Source organism: Sphingomonadaceae bacterium OTU29LAMAA1, from assembly GCA_024072375.1.
Lineage (GTDB): Bacteria > Pseudomonadota > Alphaproteobacteria > Sphingomonadales > Sphingomonadaceae > Sphingomonas.
Map to the genome: position 1 here is coordinate 2,871,473 of CP099617.1, position 24,473 is coordinate 2,895,945.

At 64.2% G+C, this 24,473-nt stretch carries 22 protein-coding genes; 9 read left to right on the plus strand and 13 right to left on the minus strand.

Going from position 1 to position 24,473, the window contains the following annotated elements:
* Nucleotides 1-43: 43 nt before the first annotated feature.
* Entirely contained in the window at nucleotides 44-760 is a 717-nt protein-coding gene (locus NF699_13955; GenBank protein USU04144.1) for a hypothetical protein, read from the minus strand.
* Between the two features lie 70 nt (nucleotides 761-830).
* On the opposite strand from NF699_13955, the gene NF699_13960 reads away from it, so the two are divergent.
* On the plus strand, nucleotides 831-1,142 hold the full coding sequence (locus NF699_13960) for a hypothetical protein (GenBank protein USU04145.1): 312 nt from the start codon (nucleotides 831-833) through the stop codon (nucleotides 1,140-1,142).
* A gap of 108 nt (nucleotides 1,143-1,250) precedes the next feature.
* Here the strand turns inward: NF699_13960 and NF699_13965 are convergent, their stop codons facing one another.
* The 6 genes from NF699_13965 to NF699_13990 all read right to left on the minus strand — a co-directional run bounded on the left by NF699_13965 (nucleotide 1,251) and on the right by NF699_13990 (nucleotide 8,554).
* Nucleotides 1,251-2,504, minus strand: coding sequence for a sodium:proton antiporter (locus tag NF699_13965; GenBank protein USU04146.1), 1,254 nt, complete (start codon nucleotides 2,502-2,504; stop codon nucleotides 1,251-1,253).
* Nucleotides 2,505-2,511: 7 nt separating this feature from the next.
* A complete protein-coding gene (locus NF699_13970; protein USU04147.1) occupies nucleotides 2,512-2,649 on the minus strand; it encodes a hypothetical protein in 138 nt (45 codons plus the stop codon).
* 84 nt (nucleotides 2,650-2,733) lie between these two features.
* Complete coding sequence (locus NF699_13975) at nucleotides 2,734-4,140, minus strand: DUF2254 domain-containing protein (protein ID USU04148.1); 1,407 nt, start codon at nucleotides 4,138-4,140, stop codon at nucleotides 2,734-2,736.
* Nucleotides 4,141-4,143: 3 nt separating this feature from the next.
* A complete protein-coding gene (locus tag NF699_13980; protein ID USU04149.1) occupies nucleotides 4,144-5,592 on the minus strand; it encodes a DUF389 domain-containing protein in 1,449 nt (482 codons plus the stop codon).
* Nucleotides 5,593-5,712: 120 nt separating this feature from the next.
* Nucleotides 5,713-6,696, minus strand: coding sequence for a mechanosensitive ion channel family protein (locus NF699_13985; GenBank protein USU04150.1), 984 nt, complete (start codon nucleotides 6,694-6,696; stop codon nucleotides 5,713-5,715).
* 49 nt (nucleotides 6,697-6,745) lie between these two features.
* Complete coding sequence (locus NF699_13990) at nucleotides 6,746-8,554, minus strand: SLC13 family permease (GenBank protein USU04151.1); 1,809 nt, start codon at nucleotides 8,552-8,554, stop codon at nucleotides 6,746-6,748.
* A 141-nt stretch (nucleotides 8,555-8,695) separates the two neighbouring features.
* On the opposite strand from NF699_13990, the gene NF699_13995 reads away from it, so the two are divergent.
* From NF699_13995 to NF699_14010, 4 genes are all read left to right on the plus strand, one after another.
* On the plus strand, nucleotides 8,696-9,667 hold the full coding sequence (locus tag NF699_13995; GenBank protein USU04152.1) for a potassium channel family protein: 972 nt from the start codon (nucleotides 8,696-8,698) through the stop codon (nucleotides 9,665-9,667).
* Nucleotides 9,668-9,879: 212 nt separating this feature from the next.
* The gene (locus NF699_14000) at nucleotides 9,880-10,155 is read left to right on the plus strand and encodes a hypothetical protein (GenBank protein ID USU04153.1); all 276 of its coding nucleotides are present in this window, start codon (nucleotides 9,880-9,882) and stop codon (nucleotides 10,153-10,155) included.
* A 14-nt stretch (nucleotides 10,156-10,169) separates the two neighbouring features.
* Entirely contained in the window at nucleotides 10,170-11,927 is a 1,758-nt protein-coding gene (locus NF699_14005; GenBank protein ID USU04154.1) for an SLC13 family permease, read from the plus strand.
* A 216-nt stretch (nucleotides 11,928-12,143) separates the two neighbouring features.
* Nucleotides 12,144-13,868, plus strand: a complete 1,725-nt coding sequence (locus tag NF699_14010) for a chloride channel protein (protein USU07101.1) — start codon at nucleotides 12,144-12,146, stop codon at nucleotides 13,866-13,868.
* Nucleotides 13,869-14,106: 238 nt separating this feature from the next.
* Here the strand turns inward: NF699_14010 and NF699_14015 are convergent, their stop codons facing one another.
* From NF699_14015 to NF699_14025, 3 genes are all read right to left on the minus strand, one after another.
* Complete coding sequence (locus NF699_14015; protein ID USU04155.1) at nucleotides 14,107-14,880, minus strand: alpha/beta fold hydrolase; 774 nt, start codon at nucleotides 14,878-14,880, stop codon at nucleotides 14,107-14,109.
* Between the two features lie 316 nt (nucleotides 14,881-15,196).
* The gene (locus NF699_14020; protein ID USU04156.1) at nucleotides 15,197-15,667 is read right to left on the minus strand and encodes a group 1 truncated hemoglobin; all 471 of its coding nucleotides are present in this window, start codon (nucleotides 15,665-15,667) and stop codon (nucleotides 15,197-15,199) included.
* A 12-nt stretch (nucleotides 15,668-15,679) separates the two neighbouring features.
* On the minus strand, nucleotides 15,680-16,576 hold the full coding sequence (locus NF699_14025; GenBank protein USU04157.1) for a DUF3034 family protein: 897 nt from the start codon (nucleotides 16,574-16,576) through the stop codon (nucleotides 15,680-15,682).
* A 137-nt stretch (nucleotides 16,577-16,713) separates the two neighbouring features.
* Here NF699_14025 and NF699_14030 point away from each other — a divergent pair, with 137 nt between their 5' ends.
* Both NF699_14030 and NF699_14035 read left to right on the plus strand, forming a co-directional pair.
* Nucleotides 16,714-17,313, plus strand: a complete 600-nt coding sequence (locus tag NF699_14030; protein USU04158.1) for a methylamine utilization protein — start codon at nucleotides 16,714-16,716, stop codon at nucleotides 17,311-17,313.
* Nucleotides 17,313-19,652 (plus strand): EAL domain-containing protein, encoded by a 2,340-nt coding sequence (locus NF699_14035; protein ID USU04159.1) that lies wholly within the window; start codon nucleotides 17,313-17,315, stop codon nucleotides 19,650-19,652. The genes NF699_14030 and NF699_14035 overlap by 1 nt, the downstream gene beginning before the upstream one ends.
* Nucleotides 19,653-20,318: 666 nt before the next feature.
* On the opposite strand, the gene NF699_14040 is transcribed toward NF699_14035, so the two are convergent.
* Nucleotides 20,319-20,717, minus strand: coding sequence for a VOC family protein (locus NF699_14040; protein USU04160.1), 399 nt, complete (start codon nucleotides 20,715-20,717; stop codon nucleotides 20,319-20,321).
* Nucleotides 20,718-20,961: 244 nt separating this feature from the next.
* Here NF699_14040 and NF699_14045 point away from each other — a divergent pair, with 244 nt between their 5' ends.
* The gene (locus NF699_14045) at nucleotides 20,962-21,693 is read left to right on the plus strand and encodes a hypothetical protein (protein ID USU04161.1); all 732 of its coding nucleotides are present in this window, start codon (nucleotides 20,962-20,964) and stop codon (nucleotides 21,691-21,693) included.
* A gap of 19 nt (nucleotides 21,694-21,712) precedes the next feature.
* On the opposite strand, the gene NF699_14050 is transcribed toward NF699_14045, so the two are convergent.
* Entirely contained in the window at nucleotides 21,713-21,967 is a 255-nt protein-coding gene (locus NF699_14050) for a hypothetical protein (protein ID USU04162.1), read from the minus strand.
* A 197-nt stretch (nucleotides 21,968-22,164) separates the two neighbouring features.
* Between NF699_14050 and NF699_14055 the strand changes: the two genes are divergently transcribed.
* On the plus strand, nucleotides 22,165-23,019 hold the full coding sequence (locus NF699_14055; GenBank protein USU07102.1) for an alpha/beta hydrolase: 855 nt from the start codon (nucleotides 22,165-22,167) through the stop codon (nucleotides 23,017-23,019).
* A 281-nt stretch (nucleotides 23,020-23,300) separates the two neighbouring features.
* Here NF699_14055 and NF699_14060 read toward each other — a convergent pair whose 3' ends face one another.
* A complete protein-coding gene (locus NF699_14060; protein USU04163.1) occupies nucleotides 23,301-24,461 on the minus strand; it encodes an MFS transporter in 1,161 nt (386 codons plus the stop codon).
* Nucleotides 24,462-24,473 lie beyond the last annotated feature (12 nt).

Here is a 24,473-nt window from a genome sequence, read left to right on the forward strand (position 1 = left end):
GCCTGGCGGCCGTCATGTCGAGGCGGGTAGTTCTGAACGAATGTCAGTTGCTGAGCAGCATCGAAGCTACGTCAATGACCGGATATGGGTCACTCGACTTCGGGTCCGTGCGGCCACGATATGCCGCAGCCCGGAAGGTCCCGAGCGGGCGTGAGCACCAAGGGAGCCTCGCCCCTTCGTCAGCGCACCTCGATCGCCCGCCACCGCGCGGGTAGAAGCCATGCCGCGCTAGCCGCGCCTCGACCATACGGCGGGAGAGCGGCAGGTACGCTTTCGCGTTGAAGTCGAAGGCTGGCGCGAGCATGTTGTGGGGGCCACCCCCCAACACGAGGCGCGAGGGACCGCTGGCGAGAAGCCGCGGCATCAGCACCGTCTGCACGACAAGGCCCGTTGAGCCGGCGGTGCCGACCAAAAACCGGTATTCGGCCGCGCCGACCTTTCCCGGACGGAAGGTGATCTCGCGAGCGCCGACCGCCACTCCTTCACCCGCGGCACCCACCCCGATCGCGCAGGCCGCCTTGATCGCGGTGACGTGCTGTCGCATCAGTCCCAACTTCTCGCGCCCGCCGCGAACGTTGACTATGCAGAACGGCGCGCCGGTGACGAGCGACAGACCGACGTCGGTGATAAGCAGCTCGATGCGTGCACCGGACTGCAAGACCTTCAGACCTGCCGCTCCATTAGCTGCACCAATCACAGTGTAGCCCTGCTCGTCCAGCACCTCGTCAATCGGGTATCGGTTGATAGCGTAGTCATCCACTCCGGATTGACCGCACTGATCACCCCATCGAAGCCCGCCACGAGCACGTAGCCGATGTGAGACCCACTGATTGCAGCGGCATCATTTCGCCATTGGTCCAGAAGCGCGTACCGTCCTTCTTCAGGTGCCAGCGTTCATCGGTCGCGCTCTCTTTTGCCAGCGAGCAGCGCATTTCGACACCTGCATGGTCGGCTGGCTGACCGCAGATATCCTCTGCGGTCCATCCAGGGGCCCGTTCGGCACCGCTGTTCCAGTCGGTAATCAGACCATCATTACCAAGGCCGATGATCGCGAAATCAACCGCGCTCCCGAAGATCGCCTGCTATCGAACCCCGTTTCCTGCCGCTTCCTTGATATTAACTCACCTGTCCGACGAGCGTAATAGTGCGCCACTTACATGGATTTAAGCGACGCAGGCTCACTCCGCATTCATTCCCTGCGCGTACCTCGCTCTTCAATGCAGCTGACGATTCCCACTGCCTTCGATCCGCTATGTCGCAGCGTAAGCTTTGGCACGCGCCAGCACGCGCTCGATGGTGCCGCCCTGCACGATGACGGAGAACAGCACGACGATGTAGGTGGCGGCCAGCGCGATCGATCGCGCCGGGCCGTCCGGTAAGCCGAGGGCGAGGGCGACCGATATGCCGCCACGCAGGCCGCCCCAGATCAGCGTCAGGGGCGCAAGGCGTCCAAGCGACAGGATCGGCCGCAGGACGGCGAGGGGCGCGACAACCGCGATCCCGCGGGCGAGCAGCACCAGCGGCACGGCCGCGAGGCCGAGTGCGATCAGCCGCGGGTCCCAGGGGATGGTCACGACCTCGAGCCCGATGAGCAGGAACAGGACGGCGTTGAGGATATCGTCGATCAGCGCCCAGAACTTCAGGAGGTAATCGCGCGTGATGTCGCTCATCGCGTCCGCCACGCCCTTGTTGCCGATCAGCAGGCCGGCGACCGCCATCGCGACCGGGCCGCTGATGTGAAGCTGCGCGGCAAGCGCATAGCCGCCCATCACCACCGCCAGCGAGATCATCACCTCGACATTGTACTCGTCGATCGTGCGCATCGCCCGGTAGCCGATCCAGCCCGCCGCCAGCCCGAGGAGCACGCCTCCGCCGGCCTCCTGGAGGAACAGCGCCGCACCGTGGCCGAACGACAGCGGCTCGGTGCCGAGCGCGGCTTCGAGCAGGATGGCGAAGACGACGACACCGACGCCGTCGTTGAACAGGCTTTCGCCGGCCACCGTCGCCTTCAGCGTCGGCGACACCTCCGCCCGGCCGAGGATGCCCATGACGGCGACGGGGTCGGTCGGGCTGATCAGCGCGCCGAAGACGAGGCACCAGATCAGCGGCACGGCAAGACCGAGCCAGCCGGCGATCAGATGGAAGCCACCGCCGATGATGAGGGTCGAGAGCAGCACGCCAACGGTGCTGAGCACGACGATCGGCCAGCGCCCCCGGCGCATGTCGTCCCACTTCACGTGCAGCGCGCCGGCGAAGAGCAGGAACGACAGCATGCCGTCCATCAGCGTGGTGTGGAAGTCGATGCCGGCGATGAAGCCGACCACCTGTTCGCCGACCTGGCTGCCGGGCAGCAGCTGGTCGATCCCGACGACGAGCAGCGAGGCAACCGCCCCCATGATCGTCAGCCCGATCGACGAGGGCAATCTCAGAACGCGGTGATTGAAATAGCCGAGCACCGCGGCGAGGACGATCAGGATCGCTGCGGCGTCGAACGGGGTCAGCACGATCTGGTCAGTCCTTGCTGTCGCTGGGCGAGATGGTCAGCGCGTTGATGTGGCGCGGTTCGGGAACATTGTCACCTGCCGGCCAGCCTTTGCGCTGGCGTCGACGATCGCCATCGCCTGCCTCTTTCTGATCGTGGAACAGCACCTGCGTTGTGGGGAACGGCAGATCGATCCCGGATCCCGGGCGGGTGGATGGCCTTGGGCGAGGGAGTGTTCATCATGCTGTTCCTCAGGCCGTGCCGGAGAGCCAGGCGGTGCCGTCACGCAGGCGACGCTTGTAGTCGGGTTGGTCGAGCGCGGTGCGGAGCTCGGCCGTGCGGGTTCGGACGCGGGTCAGGTTGAAGCCCTTCAGCGCCTCACCTGCCAGTTCCTCCAGCCTGTCGGCATAGAGCCGGATCGTCGTCAGCCGGTCAGGCTCGTCACAGTCGAGCGACACCTCGCCCAGTGCATTCAGGTAGCGCAGGCTCGCCACCATGTCGGCCGCGCAATATTGCGCGAGAGCGCCGAACGAGCGATCCATCAGCGATGCGAAGGTGGTCGGATGCGCGATGACGCGGAGGGCGCCGTCGTCGTCGACGCGAAGGTGTGACGGAAGCGATCGTCCGGCCAAATCGGACATCGCAGCGCTCAGCCAGTCGAGGCACGTTACGGCCGTGAAGGGATCGTTGACGCCGGGCGACAGCGCCCGTGCCGCGATCTCGACCAGTTCGTCGACGAGGAAGCGCAGGTCCTGCAAGGCCGAGCGCCGCGAGCCGACGGAGAACGCATCGCGCAGATCGTCCGCACAGGCATCGTCGCATTTCTCCGGCGGCCAGACCTCGACCAGAGCGCGGCCGACGTGGACGAAGTCACCTGGCTGGTATTGCAGACGCAGCACGAGGTCATGCCTGGATGCGATACGCAGGACCGCCTCGTCGTCGAGGAACTGGATGTACCCCGTATCCCTGGCCACGACGATACGACGCTGCTCGCCGACGCTCGCACTGGCATCGTCGCGGAAAGTGTCGGGGATGTTCGTAGCCGTCCTGGCATGATCGTCGGGCGCGCTGCCGACGAAGCGCGGGAAGCGATCGTCGATGCCGCGCAGCAGGCGGTCACCGACATCCTCGATCACGCTGTTGATGTGGATTTTGCTGGGTACGTGATGGATGAAGTAGATCAACACCGCGATCGAGCAGAGCGCCAGCAGCACGCCGACCAGCAGCGCAAGATTGGGCACGAACCCGTAGCCGCCCGACTCGTCGGCCGAGTGGATCGTGCGCAGCACCAGCAGGCAGTAGAGGAAGGTGGCGATGAAGGTGCCGAGCGTCACCTGATTGCCGCGGTCGCGCATGAAGTTCGTCAGCAGGCGCGGCCCGTACTGGCCCGAGGCGTACACGACTGCGGCTATGGTCACCGAGAACACCGTGCCGGCCACGGTGATCATCGATCCGCCGACCGACGACAGCACCTGCCGCGCGCCATCCGGTCTCGAGGCGTATAGCCAGACGTAACCGTCCATCCAGGACGAGCCGACGAACGTATCCAGTGCGACCATGCCGCCCGCCAGCAGCACGGCGGCGATGGCCATGATGGTCGGCACAAACCAGTAGCTGGAGCCGAGATAATCGGCGAGGCGGCGGAACCCAGCGGTCATCGGCTAGGGTATCGGACTGGGCGTTGCTGGCATCAATCGATAGCGCTGTCCTGCCGCAGCGGCGGGCACGGGTGTCAGGCCCCGGGCTCGCAAGACGCCGGCGATCGCAAGGGCGCGACGTTGCGTCAGGGAGGGGCGGGCAGGCGCTTCGATGGGAAGACCGGGCACGGCGAGCGACGGGATGTTCCATCGCTTTGCCGCCCAGATCGTCGTCGCCAACGCAGCCTGCGCGGCAGTGTCGAGTGCGTCGACGTTGTCGGCAAACGCAATCTCCGGCAACGGCTCCTGCGGCGGGATCACTGCGACCGACCAACCGTCGGTCTCGTTCGTCGCCCGCGCCTCGAGCATCCGGTAGGTCGACAGAGTCGCGCCCGGTAAGGGGGTGGCTGCGGCCGTAGCACGACGATGGTCACGATCGATCGTCACTTCGTCGGCGGGGATGCCGGTGACCAGCGCAATCATCTTTGCGAGTGCTGCCATGCGCTGCGTTTCGGCGCTTGCACCGTCGCCCGCCTGCCTCAGCTCCTCGCGCTGTACTTCGAGGGCGCCGGCACCGGGGTCGAGCAGGATCTGGTCGAGATCCAGGCGTATCGGCCGCCCCAAGGTCTCTACGAGCACATCCTGGATGGCAGGGGTCTTCTTGGCGGCGGCTCTCGGCGTGATTACGACAGCCCTGACCAGTAGAGGATCGGCTGTGAAGTCGAGGTCGAGCTGCGTCACTCGCGCATCCTCGCCGAATTTCGCGGCAAGAAGAGAACGTGCCTGCGCGGTCGCAACCGCCTCGCGACCGATCCGATTGAGCGAAATCCCAAGCGGCACCGCGAGCGCTACAAAAACAAAGACCAGCACAATGGTCTGCATCCAGCCCTGGCGTCGCGAGAGGTGGTGCCCAAAGCCGTAGAAGCGGGCCATTGCCGTTGCAGAGAGCGCTATCGTGATGAAGTTCGTAACGAAGAGCGCTAAGGCACCCGCCCCAACGGGCAGGTTGCGGGTCGCGATCCCATAGCCGACCACTGCCAAAGGCGGCATGAGCGCGGTGGCGATGGCAACACCGACGATCGTCTCACCGCGCCCGCGTATGATCGCGAAGCTGCCTGCCAGGGCGGCGAACAGCGCAACGGCAAGATCGAATAAATTGGGTCGCGTTCGTGCGACGATCTCTGCGGTTGGTGCCTGCAGCGGTGAGATGGTGACGATCAGGGCAGTAAACGCAACTGCTGCGGCCGCACCGATCGCCAGCGCTTTCAGCGAGCGTCGAAGCTCCGCAAAGTCGAAGAGCGCAAGGCTGAAGCCGAACCCGAGGATCGGACTCATCAGCGGCGAGATCAGCATCGCCCCGATGACCACTGCCGGCGATGACAGGAGCAAGCCGAGGACGGCGATCCCCGCCGACATCATCGTCATGAAGGCGTAACGAGGGGACCAGCCGCTGTCCTCGACGATCCGCGCCACGACTGCTTCGTGATCGACAGGACCGACGATTGACCGACGCCACCATCGATAGAGGGTCAGCCGGGCCAGCCCGGTTCTCAGCCTATCCCGGCCGGCGTCAACGTCGCCCATGCTATCCACCTATGCCTCATCCTCCGACCGGTCGTCCTTGGCGCTGCGCGCGCCGCGACGGGGACGAGGCGGATGGCTGCCGGCCGGCCACCCTTCGCGCTGCCGGGTTCGGTCCCCGTCGCTCTCCTCGGTCTGGTCATGGACCAGGATTTGCTGCGTCGGGAACGGCAGGTCGATGCCGTTGTCGGCTGCCGCCTGCCAGATCGCCAGGATCACGCGCGCGCGCAGGTGAACGAGGTTGGTGCGCTTGGACTGCGACCACCAGCGCGCGCGCAGCGTCACCGAGCTGGCATCGAGGCCCCATGGCAGCACCTCCGGCGCAGGGTCGGCCTCGACGCCGTCTACCCTGGCGATCGCCTCGGTGAACACGACCATCGCGCGATCGGGCTTGTCGCCATAGCCGATGCCGATGTCGAACTGGTCACGCCTTACCGGGAAGGCGGTGTTGACCACGACGGGCGACGTGTAGACGTCGGAATTGGGGATGATGACCCGGCGGCCGTCATAGGTCTTGATGAGCGTCGCGCGGCTCTGGATGTGCTCGACCGTACCCTCGAAATCCTTGACCACGATCTGGTCGCCGCGGCGATAGGGGCGGTTGATGAGCAGCAGGATGCCGGCGAGGAGGTTCTGCAGAATGTCCTTGAAGGCGAAGCCGATCGCGACCGATCCGATGCCGAGGCTGGAGATGATCGTCGCCGGTTTGACGCTCGGAAAGATGATGACCGAGGCGATCAGGACGGACGCCGCGACCACGAGGCCGAAGGTCAGCGATGCGAGTACGCCGCCGAGGTCGACCAGCCCCTTGTGGTGAAACGCCTTGCGAACCCCGTTCGCGATCAGCTTGCCGACGAACCAGGCGACCAGCACAAAGATGATGCCGCCGACGATATTGGGAAGCTGCAGGAAAAAATCGTTCGAAGCGACGTGAAGCTTGGCCATGATGAGGTCGAGCGGGTTCTTCACCGGCGGTGGCGTGACAGGCTGCATCATCGGCGAACGGGCCGTTCTACCGGTTGTTCCGGAGCTGTCATGGATCGCTTCAGTGGATCAGCCAGACGATGGCGAAGCAGGTTGCGATCCCGACCGTGATGTTCATCGGCAATCCGATCTTCACGAAGTCGGAAAAGCGATAGTCGGCCGCGGCATAGACCATCGTGTTGGTCTGGTAGCCGATCGGCGTGGCGAAGCTGGCCGATGCGGCGAACATGACTGCCACGATGAGCGCGCGCGGATCGTTGCCGGTCGCCTGCGCCAGACCGATCGCAACGGGGGTCATGATGACTGCCACCGCATTGTTCGTCACCGTTTCGGTGAGCAGCGAGGTCAGGAAGTAGAGGACGAGGATCAGCATCAGCGGCGACAACGCGCCGAGCCATGGCGCGATCGCATCGACGACGAGGCGGACGGTGCCGATCGCCTCCAGCCCGCTACCGATGCCGAGCATCGCGAAGATCAGGACGAGGACGCTGCCGTCGATCGAGCGCCACGCCTCCTCCGGATCGATGCAGCCCGTGACCAAGACGATGCCGACGCCGATCAGCGACAGCAGCACGACCGGCATGATGCCGAGCGCCGCGAGGATCACGACGCCCACGAGCGTACCCACCGCGATCGGTGCACGACGCCGGCGGAAGCGACGGACCTGGCTGGTATCCTCCGCGATCAGGTTGGTGTTCTCGCGCAAGGCGGCGATCGCCGACGCATCCGCCGCGACGAGGAGGCTGTCGGCCGCGCGCAACCGGACGCTGCCGAGATCGGGACCCGGCAGATGGCGGGCGCGGCCGATCCCCAGCACCCGCGCCGGCAGGTTCGACAGGAACGGGATATCGCGCAATTCCCGCCCCAGCGCGGGATGCGAGGGTGCGATCGTGAGGCCGATCAAGCGGACGTCGTCGGCGCGTTCGTCGTCGGCAAGCCGGATCGCCTGTCCGACGTTTTGCAGGCCGACGATCACGCCCTGGCTGCGGGCCAATCCGTCCAGCTCGTCCGCCGAAGTGGCGACCACCAGACGATCGTCGCGCCTCAGCTGCATCGTCGGCGCCGGATCGCGGAGCAGCTCGCCTCCGCGTTTGACCGCGATAAGCCGAACGGCATCGCGCTTCAGGAAGGACAGGTCTGCGATCGACAGGTTTTTCGCCACCTCCTCATCCGACAGGACCAGCTCGGTCAGGTAGCTCAACTGATGTCGGTCGGCGATATCATTGTCGGGTCGCGACGGCAGCAGCTTCGGCCCAAGCACCAGCATCGTCGCAATGCCCGCTGCCATCGCCATCAGGCCGACGCCGCTGATCTCGAAGATACCGAAGGCCGGCTGGCCGTTGGCCCGCGCGACGCCGTCGACCAGCAGGTTGGTCGACGTGCCGATCAGGGTCAGCGTGCCGCCAAGGATCGACAGATACGATAGCGGAATGAGAAGGCGCGTCGCGGGGATGCCGACCGTCCTGGCCAGCCGCCGCACCAATGGGATCAGCACGATGACGACCGGCGTGTTGTTGATGAAGGCAGGCGCCGTCGCGGCACCAGCCAGCATTTCGGCGACCGTCCGGCGTGGCGCGTTGCCGGCGCGGCGGACGACGATACTGGCAAGCGCCTCGATCGTACCCGTCCGGACCAGCGCCCCCGACAGCACGAAGAACGAGGCGATGGTGATCGGAGCGGAATTGGCAAAGGCGGCGGTGACCAGCGCGGGCGTCAGCCAGCCGCACACGATCATCGCACCGGCGCCGACAACCGCGATCGTTACCGGCGGAAACCGCTCGCTGGCGAACGCGACGAACAACGCGACGATGAAGCCGAGGCCGAGTATCGGCTGATACGCCGCCGCACCTGCGAGAACCCAGTCGAACAAATCGCCTCCTGTCCTTTGCGGACGACGCTGGCAGGAACGCTTGCGGCTGTCCAATTCCCTGATCGACGTTACACCGGTGGCATGTCGCCCCGTGATCGCCGATCTGCCGAACCGCTGCCGATGCTCCGAAAGCGTAGCCGTATGCCTGTCTGGCTGGCGCTGTCGTGGCGGGTGCTGCTGGCGCTCGGCCTGATCGGTATCGCACTTGCCGTGCACTGGTTCGATCGCGAAGGACTGCGCGACAATGCCGACGGGAAAGTCAGCCTGATCGATGTCGTCTATTTCACGATGATCACCGTCACCACCGTCGGCTATGGCGATATCGTGCCCGTGACGGATCGGGCGCGGCTGTTCGATACCTTCGTGGTGACGCCGGTGCGGTTGTTCGTGTGGCTGATCTTCCTCGGCACGGCCTATGATTTTCTGTTTAAGCGGGTTTGGGAGAAATGGCGCATGCGCGTCCTGCAACGCGATCTGTCCGGCCATGTCATCGTCGCCGGCCATGGCACCAGCGGCACCGAAGCGGTGGTGGAGCTGAAGCGGCGCGGGAAGGAAGCGGACGCGATCGTCGTCATCGACCCGCATGCCGATGCGCTGGAGCGCGCGGAGGCGGAGGGAACGGTCGTCCTGGCCGGCGATGCCACCCGCAACGCGACGCTGGAGGCGGTGCAGGTGGCACGAGCGAGCGCGCTGATCGTTGCGGCAGGCCGGGACGACACTTCGATCCTGATCGTACTGACCGCGCGGAGGCTTGCGCCCGACTTGCCGATCAGCGTCGTGATCCGGTCGGAGGACAATGAAGCGCTAGCGACCCAGGCTGGCGCCAACACCGTGATCAATCCGGCGAGCTTTGCCGGCCTGCTACTGGCGGGATCGACCAGCGGGCCGCATCTCGCCGATTACATGATGGACCTCGCCGGCCTGCATGGTGCGGTGTCGTTGCACGAGCGACCCGTTCGACCGGAGGAAGTCGGCAAGCCGCTGGCGGCCATCACCACGGGCATGGGGCTACGAATTTATCGCGACGGGCAGCGCTATGGCTTCTGGCAGTCCGAAGTGCATGGTCTACAGGCGGGTGATCGCATCATCGAAGTGGTGCCGTCCGAACCTTGAAGCGTACATTTTCGCTTTACCAAGGCGATCTCGGCACTCTGCGATTGCCTCAGGTCATATGCTTGGCCGCACCTGGAGAAGAACGATTTGCGTGCTGTCTCCTGAACCTCCGCAGAAGGCAGGGTTGTCCGCCGGCCGGTTCTGGACAGCGGCGGCGAGGAAGTTTTTTCGCAGCTGGTGCACTGAAAGCGCCGGCCCGTCGTTGACCGGCGATGGACAATGACCATTTATCGTCAACCGAGGATCCCAGCGGCACGCTTGTCCATAATGCGAACCGGCTGGAGCACAGCGCCAAACAGCAAGCTGACAGTGCCGATCGCCGCACCGAGCTTGCTGCGGACGGCACCATCATGGCAGCGGAACACACGTACGCAGCCTGGGCCCGTACCGGCCTTGCGGCCCTGGCTTCCGGCATTGGAGCGCGCGCTTTGCTTGAGAATGTCGTGCCCAGCTGGCTGGTTGCCGCTTCGCGGGCTTTAACGACATGACTACGCCGCAACTGATGTCCGTCGGCCTGTTGATTGGCATGATGGGTCTATTTCTCTGGGGTCGTTTCCGTTACGACGTCACGGCGATAATCGCCTTGCTCACCGGGCTGTCGCTGGGGTTGGTGAAGCCCAAAGAGGCTTTTACCGGCTTCTCCGATGACATCGTGATCATCGTCGGATCGGCGCTCGTGATCTCGTCGGCGATGCAGCGTTCCGGTCTGATCGAGAGCGCCCTCGGCATCGTGGCGCGCCGCGTAACGCGAGTCCGATCGCAACTCGTGGTGCTGACTGCGGCAGTCGGAGTGTCGTCCGGGTTGGTCAAGAACGTCGGAGCCTTGGCGATGCTGATGCCGGCAGCCGTGCAGACGGCAAAGAAGTCGGACACCAGCCCCTCGGTTTTCCTGATGCCGATGTCGTTCGCTTCTCTGCTCGGAGGGCTGATGACCCTGGTGGGCACGTCGCCAAACATCATCGTCAGCAGGGTGCGGGAGCAGATGACCGGACAGCCCTTCGGCATGTTTGACTATCTGCCGACGGGGCTGGGCCTGCTCGTTGTCGGCCTCGTATTCCTTCGCTTTGGCTACCGGCTTCTGCCTCGAGAGCGCCGCGCCGCGCCAACGATGGGCGAGGCTCTCAACATCACGGACTACGTGACCGAGGCGACTATCGAAGATGGATCAACCGCCATCGGCGAAGCGGTCGAGGACTTCATCGATCGTCATGATCATGAGGTAACGATCACCAACATAGTCCGGGACGGCGTCCGCACGCGGTTTGCAGCCGACTTTCCTCTGGCGGCAGGCGATACCCTGATCCTTGGCGGCGACCCGGATACGCTCGAACGGGTGATCGCAGGAGATCACCTCGCGCTGGCCGGGCAGGATCGCGACCTGCCGGAGGGCAGCGAAGACGATGAGGTCGGCGTCATCGAGGCGGTCGTCACCAGCGATTCGGTCCTCGTCCGCCAGTCGGCCGGACGTTTGCGGCTCCAGCAACGCTATGGCGTGAACCTCATCGCGGTCTCGCGTGCCGGCAAACGGCTGACCAAGCAGCTCGGCGAAACCGTGCTGCGCGCCGGCGATGTCATCGTTCTCCAGGGGCCGCTCGGGCTCTTGCCGGAACGTATGCGTGATCTCGGGACGTTGCCGCTCGCAGAGCGCGCTTTGCGTCTCGGCAGTTCGAAACGTCGCTTTCTGCCGCTCGTCATACTGGCGGTGGCGATGACTGTGACCGCGAGCGGTTACGTGCCGGTGGCAGTCGCCTTTTTCGCCGCGGCAGGATTGATGATGGCGACTGGCGCCTTGCCGCTGCGTGAGGCGTATGAGGGCGTCGAATGGCCCATCCTGATCATGCTGGGCGCTCTCATCCCGGTCAGCGAAACACTCCGCACCACCGGGGCCTCGGACGTACTCGCGACTTCGCTCGCCCATCTGGCCGCCTCGTTGCCGCCCTGGGGCGCGGTAGCTCTGATCCTCGTCGCGGCAATGGCCGTAACGCCCTTTCTCAACAATGCCGCGACGGTTTTGGTGATGGCGCCGATCGCCGCGGTGTTCGCGCACGACCTGGGATATCGGCCAGAGGCATTCCTGATCGCGACAGCCATCGGGGCAGGGTGCGATTTTCTCACCCCCATCGGGCACCAGTGCAACACGCTGGTTTTCGGTCCCGGTGGCTATCGGTTCAGCGACTACGCCCGGCTGGGAGCTCCCCTGTCGGTGCTGGTGGTATTGGTTGGCACACCGCTGGTGATCTGGACTTGGCCGCTGCATTGATCCTCGGGGATCGAGCCGCGGGGTTAGCGCAGCCTCGAATCCATGTCAGGGACGGTAGGCCCCCCGATCGTGATGTGGTCCACCAGCACGACGTGGCTGCCGCCCGGTTCGGGACATCGTTTCAGGATCCTGACTGCCATGGCTTCAGCACCATCGACCGACCCTTTGACCGACCCATTGACCGACAGTGCAGCGACGCCTTCGGCATCCGGCCGGATGGCGCCGTCGTGGCTGCGCAAGGCGTTCCGCTCCAGCGAAGCTGCACTGATCATTCTGGCGATCGTAATTGGCAGTGCAGCCGGGCTGCTCAGCGTCGCACAGGGTGCTCTGGCGCGCGCGATCCAGCTCTTGCTGTATGCGTTGCCTTCGGACGAACGGCTGAGTGCCGCCACCACGATCCCTTCGCTCGCGCTGATCGCCCTGCCGGCGGGCGGGGCCGTTTTGGCGCTGTTCTCCTGGCTGACACACGCCCGCCGGCGCCGAATGGTCGATGCGGTCGAGGCGAACGCCCTTCACGGTGGCCGCATGTCGTGGTCGGACAGCCTCGTCATCTCCGGACAGACGATACTTTCCAACGGCTTCGGAGCATCGGTGGGGCTTGAAGCGGCCTATGCGCAATTAGGCGGGCTTGTCGCCTCTCTCAGCGGCAACTGGTTCGCGTTGCGCAGGTCCGATTTGCGGATCCTGGTCGGCGCCGGAACCGGTGCCGCTATCGCGGGCGCGTTCGGCGCACCGCTCGCCGGTGCCTTCTACGCGTTCGAGATCGTGATTGGGGCCTATACAATATCGGCGCTGGCACCGGTCGCTGCAGCGTGCCTGTCGAGTGTCCTTGTGGCTCAAGCGTTCGGGGCACAGCCGTATCTGGTCGCTGCCAACGCAGGCGAACGGATCGAGACGTTCCATTACCTTCTCTATGCCGGCCTTGGTGCCTGTGCCGCTGGTGCCGGTATCCTGCTGATGCGTGCCGTCGCGGATATCGAGGCAGCGACACGCAAGCTGCCGATCCCCTCGATCTACCGGCCGATCCTGGGCGGGCTGCTGCTCATCCCGCTTGCGATGCTCACGCCGCAGGTCCTGTCCGCCGGCCACGGAGCCCTTCACCTCAACCTGGAAGGGGACGTCCCGCTGCGCTTTCTCGCGGCCATCTTCATCATGAAGTGCGCGGCATCTATCGTCTCGCTCGGCTTCGGCTTCCGCGGTGGCCTGTTCTTCGCGTCACTGTTTCTGGGCAGCCTGCTCGGCCATCTGTTCGCTGGGTCGCTTGAATGGGTGGCCGGGTCAGTCATCATCGACCCGCACAATGCCGCTCTGGTTGGAATGGCTGCTCTGGCAGTGGCGGTGGTCGGCGGCCCGATGACGATGGCGATGCTGGTCCTTGAGGCGACCCACGATTTCTCGCTGGCCGGCGCCGCCATCGCGGCATCTTTGGTCTCCTCGACCATCGTCCGCGAACTGTTCGGCTATTCCTTCTCGACGTGGCGGCTTCACCTGCGGGGCGAAACCATCAAGAGCGCTCGTGACGTGGGCTGGGTCAGAACACTGACGGCTGGCAAGATGATGCGGCGCGTCGAACGGGCTACACCGTGCAACACGACGATCGCCGAATTCCGTCGGGCATTCCCCCTCGGTTCGACGAGCCGCGTCGTGCTGGTCGACGATCAGGAGAATTATGGCGGCATCGTACAGACCGCCAGTGCTTTTGCCGAGGAGCTGGACCAGAAAGCGCCCGTCGGATCATTGGCGATCCACACGGATCTGGCGCTGATGCCGAATGCGGATATCAGGAGCGTCATGACCACGTTCGACACCGCAAGCGCCGACGAACTTGCAGTGATCGGGAGTGATGGTGCCGTTCTCGGCATCCTCTCCGAGAGCTATGCCCGGCGTCGCTATGCGGAAGAGCTGGATAAGGCGCAGCGGGAATTGTTCGGAGAAAGCTGATTGTAAAAGAGGTTGTGTGTGCCTCGTGCCCTTATCGTAGCTCGGAATGCCCCAATGCCGCTGCGTAGGATCACCTATTCCAAGCCAAGCTAACCGCGGAGCTGTTTGAGCTCAGCAGGGACGGGACACCCGGATGAACGAGCGGCTGGTTTCGGGAGGTGGAAAGGACAGGCTGAACGTCCACTTATGGGTCGATGCTACCATCATCGCGCAATCGAGCCGTGAAGCGGGTGGAGCATCACCTCGTCGCGTCGAGAATGACGGCGACTGTCTCCTCCGGCGTGTCCCACATAGGAAAGTGGCCGCTGCCATCAAACCAGTGGAGCTCGGCGCCGGGAAAGGCTGCCTGCGCGCGCGCAGCCTGTCTGGGGAGGCAGAGCCGGTCGTGTCTGCCCCACCCGATGACGACCCGGCCGGTGCCGGCAGCGGCGGGACCGGACTGCTCAGGTCCCGTGGCAAGGCTCCGGACCAGCGCATCGAACGTCGGCGTTGTACTGAGACCTTCCAGCTCGGTCGCGACGGTCTCCCCGTCAAGCGCCCAAGGACGCGCGGAGAGCTGCGCGAGCAGCGCCGTGCGCGACGCTGCATTCCGGCTCAACGCCGGCAGGCCTGGCCGGATGGCCCGCAGTAAGCGACCGGAGGCGCCGATGGTGGTTTTGAAGAAGGTGCGCTCCCAGCCCCGCCAGAAGCCGCCCGGATCGAGCGAGACGACGTTCCCGACGAGTCCGCGCCGTGCGAGCTCAAGCACGATCCGCGCACCCATGGAACTGCCGACGACATCGACGCCGGACAAGCCAGCCTCCGCGATGTAACGCTCGACGCTGCCGACCAGACCATCGAACGTCCCGCTGTCGGATTCGGCAAGGGTAGCCCCATGGCCGGGAAGGTCGACCGCGATGACCTTTCGCGAGGCGCTGAGTGGGTCCAAGACGGTACTCCACGATTGCCAACTCCCGCCCAGGCCGTGGATCAAAAGCAGCGTGCGGCCAGTGCCGCGCTCAATCGTGTTCATGCCGTCTCCGCCTCGTCGTTGTGAGAAGCTCAACAAGCCCGGTCGCTTCGCGGGCCCGGCTTTTATCGGCCGACGGGCGCTGGAGATCGGCCCATAGGCCCGCGCCGGCAGGCGGTGGGGCCGGGAAAGTCTGCCTGTTCAGAAAAGGGTCATTGAACATGAACGAGCGACCGCTTGCGAGTAAGCGCTACGACTGCACTGAATGGCCGATTTTGGGTCTTAGCCGCCGCTATGGCCACGGCAGACGGTGACTAGACCCGCCGTTCCTGCTATGGAAAACCTCTATAGCCTTCGTGAACCACCGAGGTTGAGTGTTCTAGCGCGTGACCACGTTCGGCTTCATCGCGGCAAGCTTGGCGAGGAAGGCGTTTTGGTCTGAGAATGCTACGCCCTCGCGACGCATAGCGGCTTGAAGGTTTTCGACGAGCGCGTTCATGTCTTTGGCTTGGATTCCGAGGTTCTTGTGCGCAATTGCCATGTCGCGACCGGTGTAGCGGCAGCCGCCGTTCAACAGGAGGCAGAACTGCTCCTTCAGCGTGCGGCGGAGGCGGACGATGTCCTGCCCCTTAAATATGTCGCCGATCCGCGGATCGGCCTGGCTCGTGGTTACAAGATCGTCGACGATCCGGTCGGTGCCGGCCACGCCGTGAAACGCCTCGAGCATGGCAACGCCCTTGAATGGACGGCCGCCGGCATTGGCATCGCTCATCGCATAGGGCGGGACCGGGTCCTCGCCCGGCGGCGCGGGTGCGGTCTGGAGGAGGACGAGCAGGGCAAGCACGAGCATCGCGAAAATTCCCTAGAAGGCAGTCTGGAGCGACAGGAAGGCGCCGCGTTGGCGCTCGGCCGTCGCGATCGATCCGAGATCGACATAGGCCGCGGTCGCAGTCAGGTTCTTGCTGATCGCATAGGCGGCATAGGCGGTCTTCCAGTCATTCTCCCTGGCGAAGCCGAGATTGTCGGGTTTCGACCGGTATTCGCCGCCGACGACCAGCTGGCGCGAGATCTGGTAGCCGATCGTGCTCTCGACCTGGACGGTACGATTTGCGCCGCGATCGCCACCGAACCCGAGCAGGCCGTTCTGGTTGGCCTTTGTGTAGCGGACCATGGTGCCAAGCAGGATGCTCTGCCGTAGCAGGAGCTTGGTGGCGGCCACGTAGATATCGGTACCGCTGTCGTGGCGCCCGCCGACCGCAGCTATGATCGGCGCATCGAGGTTGTGCTTGTACTGCAGGCCGATCGCGATCTGCGGGAGGTAGGCGCTGCCATAGACGGCATCGCCGGCAACCCGCAGCTTGGCACCGAACACATCCTGATTGAGCGTATAGCCGCGGCCGATACCGAGCTTCGCACCGACGTCCCGCGTGTCGAGATTCTGTCGGGCGTAGCTCAGTTCCAGCCGGTCCCGAAAGCCGATAGCCGCGCCGTGGCTTTCCCAGCGATAATCCGGGAGAAGGATGACCGAGACATGCGCGGACCCGCCGATCCCGTCGACGGTCTCGTTGCCGGCGATCAGCGCCCAGGTAGATATGCCGCCGCCCGAACTGCCCTCGATCGTGGTGACGCCGTTGGTCAGCATGAGCTTGCCGCCGGCCCGGCCCTCGCGCGCCGCGGCGGGGGTGGCGGTCATGACGGCGGTCGCCACTACGACCTTGGCGGTACATCCGGCAACGGCCGAAAGCGGAATACGAATCATCCTGCATCTCATGCAGACCATTGGTTAATAGTCGGTCTCCTGCGCCAGGCCATCAACGCGTCGCCCGGCAGAAAAGACAGGGGCAACATCGATGGCGTTTACGGGTTCGCAATTCTCCGACCGCTAGAGGTAGGGCCATGTACGCATCCGTCCTCCGCTTGAGTTTGATGATCGTCGCACTTGCGCTGCCTGTGGCTGGGCAGGCCGCGACGGTGGCGATCGATGTCCGCGGCTTCGACGGAAAGCCGCTGGCGGGCGCGGTGGTCACGATCGAGACGCCCAAGGCGCCGGGAGTGACTGTGCGCGGGCCCTACATGATCGAACAGCGCGACATCTCATTTCAGCCGCACGTACTGATTGTCCCCGTCGGTGCGACGGTCGGCTTCCCCAACCGCGACCGGGTGCGTCACCATGTCTATTCGTTTTCGAAAACCAAAAAGTTCGACTTGAAACTCTACGGGCGGGAGGATGCGCGGACCGTCCTGTTCGATCGTCCGGGCGTGGTCCCGCTCGGCTGCAACATCCATGATTCCATGAGCGGGTTCGTGTTTGTGACCGCCACGCCGTTTGCCGCGCTGACCGACCAGGCTGGGCATGTCAGCATGACCGGCGTGCCCGTAGGGGCGGGGACGGTTCGCGTCTGGCACCCCTCGATCCGCGCGCCCGGCAGCACCGCGTCCCAGCCGATCGACGTCGCCGCCACCGGCTTTGCCACGACCTTCGTGCTGCACCGGTGATGGATCTGCGCCGGCCGCGGTTCCGCCATCTCCGGACCAAGCTGTCGGTGCTGTACGCGAGCCTGTTCGCGGTAACGTTGGTGCTGCTCGCGGTCGTAGCGCAGGCGATGATCTGGACGCACGCGCGGGATTCCGTGCGTCAGGAACTGATCACTAGCGGCAGCGTCTACGACCGGATCTGGTTGCTCAGGTCACAATCGCTGATCGCGTCAGCCGACCTGTTGTCGCGAGACTTCGGGTTCCGCGCGGCAGTCGCCAGCGGCGATCGGCCGACCATTGCGTCCGCGCTAGCCAATATTAGTCACCGAGCAGAGGTTACCGCTGCATTCGTGGTCGAACAGGACGGGCAGGTCACCGGCCCCTCAGGTGCACTGGCGGCGACGGTCGCTCGCTTCCCGTTCGCGGTTCCGAACGGCCGGCGTGACGCGGTCGTGGTGGTGGCGGGGCAGGTGTACCGACTGATCCTTTCACCGGTGATGGCACCGACGCAGGTCGGCTGGGTGGTCTTCGCCGTGCGACTCGACGGTACCGAGATGCACGCGCTCGAACGACTGTCCGCGATCCCGCTGATCGCGACGATCATGCGCAGCGATGGCGCAAAGCGCTGGCATGCGGCGGACAGGTCGGTTGAATCCGACGCCGCGGTTGACGATCTGGTCGAAGCGTCGCGGTCATCCCGGACACTTGCCACACTCAATCTGTCGACCGGCCGCGCGTTCGCGATCGCCAAGCCGCTGGCTGGCCTGACAGATCGGCCGCAGGCGGCGATCCTGATCCGCTATCCGCTCAATGCCGCACTGACGCCGTATCTGCCGTTGCAGGCGGGTATCGCGCTCGCCGGGTTGATTGGCCTGATCCTCGTCGTGCTCGGCAGTCGCCGGCTGGCGCAGGGAATCGCGGGACCGATCGCCAATTTGGACGCCGCGGCGCGGGCGCTGGAGGAGGGTAGTCACGCCCACATCGTCGTGAAGGGCCGCGATGAGATCGGCAGGCTCGCTGCCAGCTTTAACCGGATGTCGGTCGGTATCTTGGAACGCGAGAGCCGCATCACACATCTCGCGCTTCACGACGTCCTAACCGGCCTGCCCAACCGGACGTATTTTCGCGAGTCGCTCGACCAGGCGATCCTTCAGGTGGGGCGGACCGGTGGAGCGATCGCGGTGCTGTGTCTCGATCTCGATCGCTTTAAGGGCGTCAATGACACGCTCGGACATCCGGTTGGCGATGCGTTGCTGAAAGCGATCGGCGCTATGTTGAGCGAAAGCGCGCCAGACGGACTGGTCTCGCGGCTTGGCGGCGACGAATATGCGATAATCTTATCAGGCCAGTTCGATGCCGATCGTCCGCGTGCCCTTGCTCAGAGCATTCTCGACATGATGCGGCAGGCAGTCGTGGCAGATGGCCATCAGATCGCGACAGCGGTCAGCATTGGTATTGCGATTGGCCCGGCCGATGGCAAGGACGCCGACGAACTGCTCAAGAATGCCGATCTCGCTCTGTATCTCGCGAAGGAAGACGGTCGAGGGGTGTTCCGGTTCTTCGAACCCGCGCTCGACGCCGCGGCGCGCTGGCGCCGGCAGGTCGAACTCGACCTTCGCGAGGCAATCCAGGCGGGCCAGTTCGTTCTCAACTACCAGCCGGTGTTCGACCTGAAGGCGGACCGGATCGGCGGGTTTGAAGCGCTTGTGCGGTGGCACCACCCAGAGCGCGGCGTCGTTCCGCCGGTCGAGTTCATCCCGATCGCCGAGGATACCGGGCTTATCATTGCGATCGGCGAATGGGTGATGCAGGAGGCGTGTCGTCAGGCGATGCACTGGCCCGAGCATGTCCGCGTCGCGGTCAACGTGTCGCCGCTGCAGTTCCGTAACACCGGGTTCCCGTCGATCGTTCTCCAAGCGCTTGCGCATAGTGGCCTGGCACCCAGCCGGCTCGAGATCGAGATCACAGAATCGGTCTTCCTCGACGGTGAGGGGCCGGTGATCGCGTTGCTGCACAAACTGCGCGCGATGGGAATCCGCGTGGCGCTCGACGATTTCGGCACCGGCTATTCCTCGCTCAGCTACCTTCGCAGTTTCCCGTTCGACAAGATCAAGATCGACCGCTCGTTCATTACCAGCATCGCTAGCGATCCGAGCGCCGCGGCGATCGTCCGCGCGATCGTCGACCTGGCGACCGCGCTCGACATGGAAACGACCGCCGAGGGCGTCGAGGATACCGGGCAGCTCAACATGCTCCGCGGCGAGGGCTGCGGTAACATACAGGGCTACCTGTTCAGCCGCCCTGTCGAGAGTTGCCGTATCGCCGGGCTGCTTGAGAATGGAACCAGCCAAGCAGCCTAGCGGAGGAGCAAGCATCGTCTCCGAGCGCCGCTCGACGCCTAACGATGGTCGAATAAATTATCTCTAGCTTCGGCGACTACCGCCTATTGAAACGTACTGCTACCTTCGGGGTACATACTTTCTTAACCGTTCAAGAAACTGCTTCGGGTCCGCGAGTTCGATTTTTTAGCGAGATGAACGAACGGCCGGAGTTGGGAAGAGTTCAAGGCCGCCTAAATGTCTGCTTGTGGGTCCAAATGCCTGCCAATCGCGAAGCCGAGATCCTCAGTTAAGCCAAGCCGCAATCACGGCAGAAGGGCACCATCGTCATAACCGAGCATTTGGCATCCGACGCTTATGGCCTCCTCATCCTGGCACCTGAGGTCGCGCTTGGCAGTGGCTGGCTGGGAGGCGACAGGGTCGTCGGTCGGGCAGCTATCCGTGACCTGTTGATCAAAGCCGCTCGTTTCACGAACGATGGACGGCAGAGACTAACTATCCATTTGCCCAGCAGAGCGATCACGCTCCGGTTGGATGAGATCGAACGATACTTCGGAACGTAACACCGCTCCGCGGCGGCTCCGAGCGCGAGCAAAGTCCGACCTAGGCGGAGAAGTTCGAAACGGACCGCGAATGTCTGGGTTGAGCTCGCCAGCCACGATAATAGCGAGTTCGACCCAGAGCCGCTCATGCGGGAAAATGAATCCCACAGAGTTTGTTGCCATCGGGATCGCGGAAATAGGCTAGTTCAATGGCCCCCATGGATGGGCTCATTCGCGGTCCCGGTGGCGCTTCAACGGACGTGCCGCCGTTTGCGATGGCGACGTCATGGAACTCCTTCACCTGCTCGGGCGAATTGCAGGAGAATGCAACGGTGCTGCCGTTCGCCACGGTCGCGGGCTCATCGTTGATAGGCTCGGTGACGATGAAGTTGGTGCCGTTCTCGTTGCGGTAGAACAGGCGCGTATGGCCGCTGCCTGCGATATTGAGGGTGGCCTCGCTCACGCCGAGGACGCTCAGCACTTCGTCGTAGAAGCGCTTGGAGCGCTCGATATCGTTGGAACCCACCATCGTATGAAACAGCATGGTCTCTCTCCTGACAGAAGGCTGCCTGATGCAAGGCGCCTGTAAGTGTCCCATAGCCGAGACAGACGTGCAGTCACGCCTCGTTCGTCATCGACGTCGCCTGAGGGTAGCAGAAAGGCGTGCGGCCAGGCGGGCGAAGCAATAGTAACCAAGCTTCGGCGTTGCCTGAAGACAAATGGCGCACGACGGTGCAGGACATCTTGGCGCGGATATCCTGCTTCGCGCAATCCAGGGATGCGACACAATGACCATGAAGAGCTTCGCGCTGCTCGGTAGCGCAATCGTCGCCTTGGGTGGATGCAGTGGCCCAAGCTCGAACGAGGCAAATGGGACAGCGGCGTCGGGTCCGGCAACGACCGCGACCCGCGTCCGCGGCGTCGTGCAATCCGTTGGTCCAAATGCTCTTGCGGTGCAGACCTATGATGGTCGTGCTGTGTCCGTGCCGCTCGACACCAAGACCGGCTTCGCATGGGTGGTCGGTTCCAGTCTGGCCACGCTGAAGGACGGCGATTTCATCGGCACGGCAACGACAGGGGCCGGAGACACAGTGCGCGCAGTCGAACTGGTCATCTTCCCGGAATCGATGCGCGGGACAGGCGAGGGTCATTATGACTGGGACGTTCCCGGCGTCGTCGCCGCGGCTGGTGGCGATGCGAGCGGATCAAGCACCATGACCAATGGCACGGTTGAGCAGCAAAGCGCCATGACCAACGGCACCGTGGAGCAACAGAGTGCCATGACTAACGGCACGGTGACAGAGGGTGCCGGCAAGTCCGGCGAGACGACGCTGACCGTCTCCTACAAGGGCGGAAAGACCAAGGTTCTCGTGCCGGCCGGCACGCCGGTGGTCCGATTCGAGCCGACGCAGCGGTCAGTGCTGGCGAAAGGTCAAAAGGTTTTCGTCGTCACTGACGCGAGCGCGCCCGGAGCCAAGTTCGTCGCGATCGGCAAGGACGGGATCACGCCGCCCATGTAACCATCCGTTTGTCGCGAGGTCACGGCGTCGGGGTGAAGGTTACTGTGCGGGGCATCTTGGCGGCACGTAGTTCGTCCGCCAAATCCTGCCACTGAATGCCGCTCCTCCCGCCGACGTCGAAGGCGCCGGGTTGACCATCGGCAATAGCTAAAGCTGCATCACCGAACATTGCCCTGAGTGCAGCCGTCATATCAAGGATGCGCCGGTAGCGACCTTCCGAGCCCGCTTCGACCGAAGCTGCAGTATCTGAGGAGAGGTCGGGCTCAGGGTTCATGATCGAGATACGGCGGGTGCAGCGGTTTCGATGCAAAGTCTGCGGGTTCGCTGGTCATGCCGTGGACCATGGCGATGTACCGTCCGCGCCGGCGCCCCGGAGTGGAGACAAGAGCGATCCACAAGGTCGAACATGCGTCCACCCATGTTGATGATCGATCGCATCATTGCAGAGACGGAAAGAGGACGTTGAACAGCATGACCACGACCCTTCGCGCTCGCCTCACGGTCCTGGCGAGCCTCTTCGCCGCTGGCTGCTCGCCGTTAGGCGTGTTCGACACGCTGGTGCCTAAAGATCGAGGTGCGGGAAGGGTCGCAACCGCCGTAGCATACGGTAACGATCCACGTCAGAGGCTGGACGTTTATGCACCGCGGCCGCAACCAATCGGCCGGCGACCGGTGGTGGTGTTCTTCTATGGCGGAAGCTGGAACAGCGGATCGCGCTCAGGTTATGCCTTCGTCGGCAGAGCGTTGGCGGCAAAGGGGTTCGTTGTCGTTATCCCCGACTATAGGCTCGTGCCTACGGTTCGCTATCCATCCTTCGTGGAGGATGGCGCAGCAGCCGTACGCTGGACCGAGGCACATGCTGCAGAGTTCGGCGGGGACCCGGCTCGGCTCATACTGATGGGTCATTCGGCGGGCGCCTATATCGCCGCCATGCTAGCGGTAGACGATCGTTGGCTGAAGGACGATCGGCAGGCGGTGAGAGGCTTCATAGGAATGGCTGGCCCCTATGACTTTGCTCCTTTCGATGTCGACGCCAGTCGTGCCGCATTCGGTGGGTGGCCCCGGCCCAAGGACACGCAGCCCGTCACGTGGGCCGGGACCGGAGATCCACCAGCGTTGCTGCTCGTTGCAGCGGACGACACCATTGTCCGCCCGCGTAACAGTGAGGCGCTCGGCGCAAGATTGCGTGCGGGTGGCGTTTCGGTGAATTTCCGGTCCTATCCGAAAATGGGCCATGTCGGCCTTCTCCTGGCGCTAGCGCGTCCATTTAGGAGCAGGGCACAGGTGCTCGAGGATGTCACCAGCTTCGTACGCGAGGTAAAATGATCGTACGTCTCGGACGGTGCTCGATACAGAGAAAATGCTCAGCCGAAAGGCAGTTTCAAACTCGACGTCCCCTCAGTCGGCGAGAATGCGGGTTCCACTCCTCTGTTGCGCTTTTGCAGCGACATGAACGAATGTCTGAATTTAGAAAGGCGAAGGGTCACCGGGAACGTCTGCTTGTGGGTCATCGCGTAGGGCGTGTAACGACGCTCGAGCTGGCCGTGATCGTCCCCCACCCTAGTGGTCTGCAGACCAAGCTAACGTTCCCAATGGGCACCAAAAAGTCATGCTGCGACCGGCGTCATTGGATGACGGCTCGCGAAGACAACCGCAGTGAGGCCCACCGCCGAAGCTGCTGCCCCGGCTAGCGCAACAGCCGGATAGCCGAGCCCGCCAGCGATGACGCCGCCGCCCAGCGCCGCACCAAATGCATTGCCAAGGTTGAAGGCGCCGATGTTCACGGCTGAAGCCAGGTTCGGCGCGTCGGCAGCCGCGGTCATGACGCGAACCTGCAGCGGTGGAACTAGCGCAAAGCTGGCCACGCCCCACAGGAACACCAACACTGCCGTTGGCGCTGCGTGATCCATCAGCAGCGCGAACGCGACCAAGATGGCTGTCAGCGATGCCAAAGTCACGATCAGGGTGCGATCGACCGACCTGTCGGCGAACTTGCCCCCTAGCCAATTGCCTGCGGTGAGTCCGAGCCCGTAGAGCACCAGCATCGCGGTGATGAAGCCGAGCGACGCATGCGTCGCCTCGCGCAGGATCGGAGTGATGTACGTGAAGACGGTGAACATCGCGCTCGACCCAACCATGGTCAGCGCCAGCGCGCCGAGTACCTTGCTGCGGGTCAGCACCCGCAGTTCGGCCATCGCGTTGCCACCGGTGGACCCAGGCAAAAGCGGCAGTGTCAAACGCAACGCTATCATCGTTACCACGCCGAGCCCGGCAATCCCCCAGAACGACACGCGCCAGCCGAGATGCTCGCCAGCCCAGGTCGCCAGCGGGACGCCGACGACGTTGGCGATCGTCAGCCCCATGAACATCGCGGCGACCGCGCCTGCGCGGCGCTGCGGCGGGACAAGGCTGGCGGCAACGATCGATCCGACGCCGAAGAAAGCACCATGGTTGAAAGAGGTGAGGATGCGCGCCGCCATCAGCATGGCGTAGCCGTCCGAGACAGCGGCGAGCAGGTTGCCCAGTGTGAAAATACCGGCAAGGCCAATCAGTAGCATTCGCCGCGGCACCCGGCCGGTGGTAAGCGTCATCAGCGGCGCACCGATCATTACGCCGAGCGCATAGGCGCTGATTAGCAGGCCCGCCGCGGGGATCGAGACGCCGAGGTCGCCGGCGATGACCGGCAGCATGCCCATCGGCGCGAATTCAGTCACGCCGATGCCGAACGCGCCGACGGACAGGGCCAGCAGGCCCAGGTTGAATTTCATGAACGCGTCTCC

What these genes read in the sequence shown, in the direction of transcription:
- NF699_13975 (USU04148.1), bottom strand. Translation starts at nt 4,140, where the DNA reads ATGACCGCTGGGTTCCGCCGCCTCGCCGATTATCTCGGCTCCAGCTAC.
- NF699_13985 (USU04150.1), bottom strand. Translation starts at nt 6,696, where the DNA reads ATGATGCAGCCTGTCACGCCACCGCCGGTGAAGAACCCGCTCGACCTC.
- NF699_13995 (USU04152.1), top strand. Translation starts at nt 8,696, where the DNA reads ATGCCTGTCTGGCTGGCGCTGTCGTGGCGGGTGCTGCTGGCGCTCGGC.
- NF699_14000 (USU04153.1), top strand. Translation starts at nt 9,880, where the DNA reads ATGGACAATGACCATTTATCGTCAACCGAGGATCCCAGCGGCACGCTT.
- NF699_14005 (USU04154.1), top strand. Translation starts at nt 10,170, where the DNA reads ATGTCCGTCGGCCTGTTGATTGGCATGATGGGTCTATTTCTCTGGGGT.
- NF699_14010 (USU07101.1), top strand. Translation starts at nt 12,144, where the DNA reads ATGGCGCCGTCGTGGCTGCGCAAGGCGTTCCGCTCCAGCGAAGCTGCA.
- NF699_14015 (USU04155.1), bottom strand. Translation starts at nt 14,880, where the DNA reads ATGAACACGATTGAGCGCGGCACTGGCCGCACGCTGCTTTTGATCCAC.
- NF699_14020 (USU04156.1), bottom strand. Translation starts at nt 15,667, where the DNA reads ATGCTCGTGCTTGCCCTGCTCGTCCTCCTCCAGACCGCACCCGCGCCG.
- NF699_14025 (USU04157.1), bottom strand. Translation starts at nt 16,576, where the DNA reads ATGATTCGTATTCCGCTTTCGGCCGTTGCCGGATGTACCGCCAAGGTC.
- NF699_14030 (USU04158.1), top strand. Translation starts at nt 16,714, where the DNA reads ATGTACGCATCCGTCCTCCGCTTGAGTTTGATGATCGTCGCACTTGCG.
- NF699_14035 (USU04159.1), top strand. Translation starts at nt 17,313, where the DNA reads ATGGATCTGCGCCGGCCGCGGTTCCGCCATCTCCGGACCAAGCTGTCG.
- NF699_14040 (USU04160.1), bottom strand. Translation starts at nt 20,717, where the DNA reads ATGCTGTTTCATACGATGGTGGGTTCCAACGATATCGAGCGCTCCAAG.
- NF699_14045 (USU04161.1), top strand. Translation starts at nt 20,962, where the DNA reads ATGACCATGAAGAGCTTCGCGCTGCTCGGTAGCGCAATCGTCGCCTTG.
- NF699_14050 (USU04162.1), bottom strand. Translation starts at nt 21,967, where the DNA reads ATGAACCCTGAGCCCGACCTCTCCTCAGATACTGCAGCTTCGGTCGAA.
- NF699_14055 (USU07102.1), top strand. Translation starts at nt 22,165, where the DNA reads ATGACCACGACCCTTCGCGCTCGCCTCACGGTCCTGGCGAGCCTCTTC.
- NF699_14060 (USU04163.1), bottom strand. Translation starts at nt 24,461, where the DNA reads ATGAAATTCAACCTGGGCCTGCTGGCCCTGTCCGTCGGCGCGTTCGGC.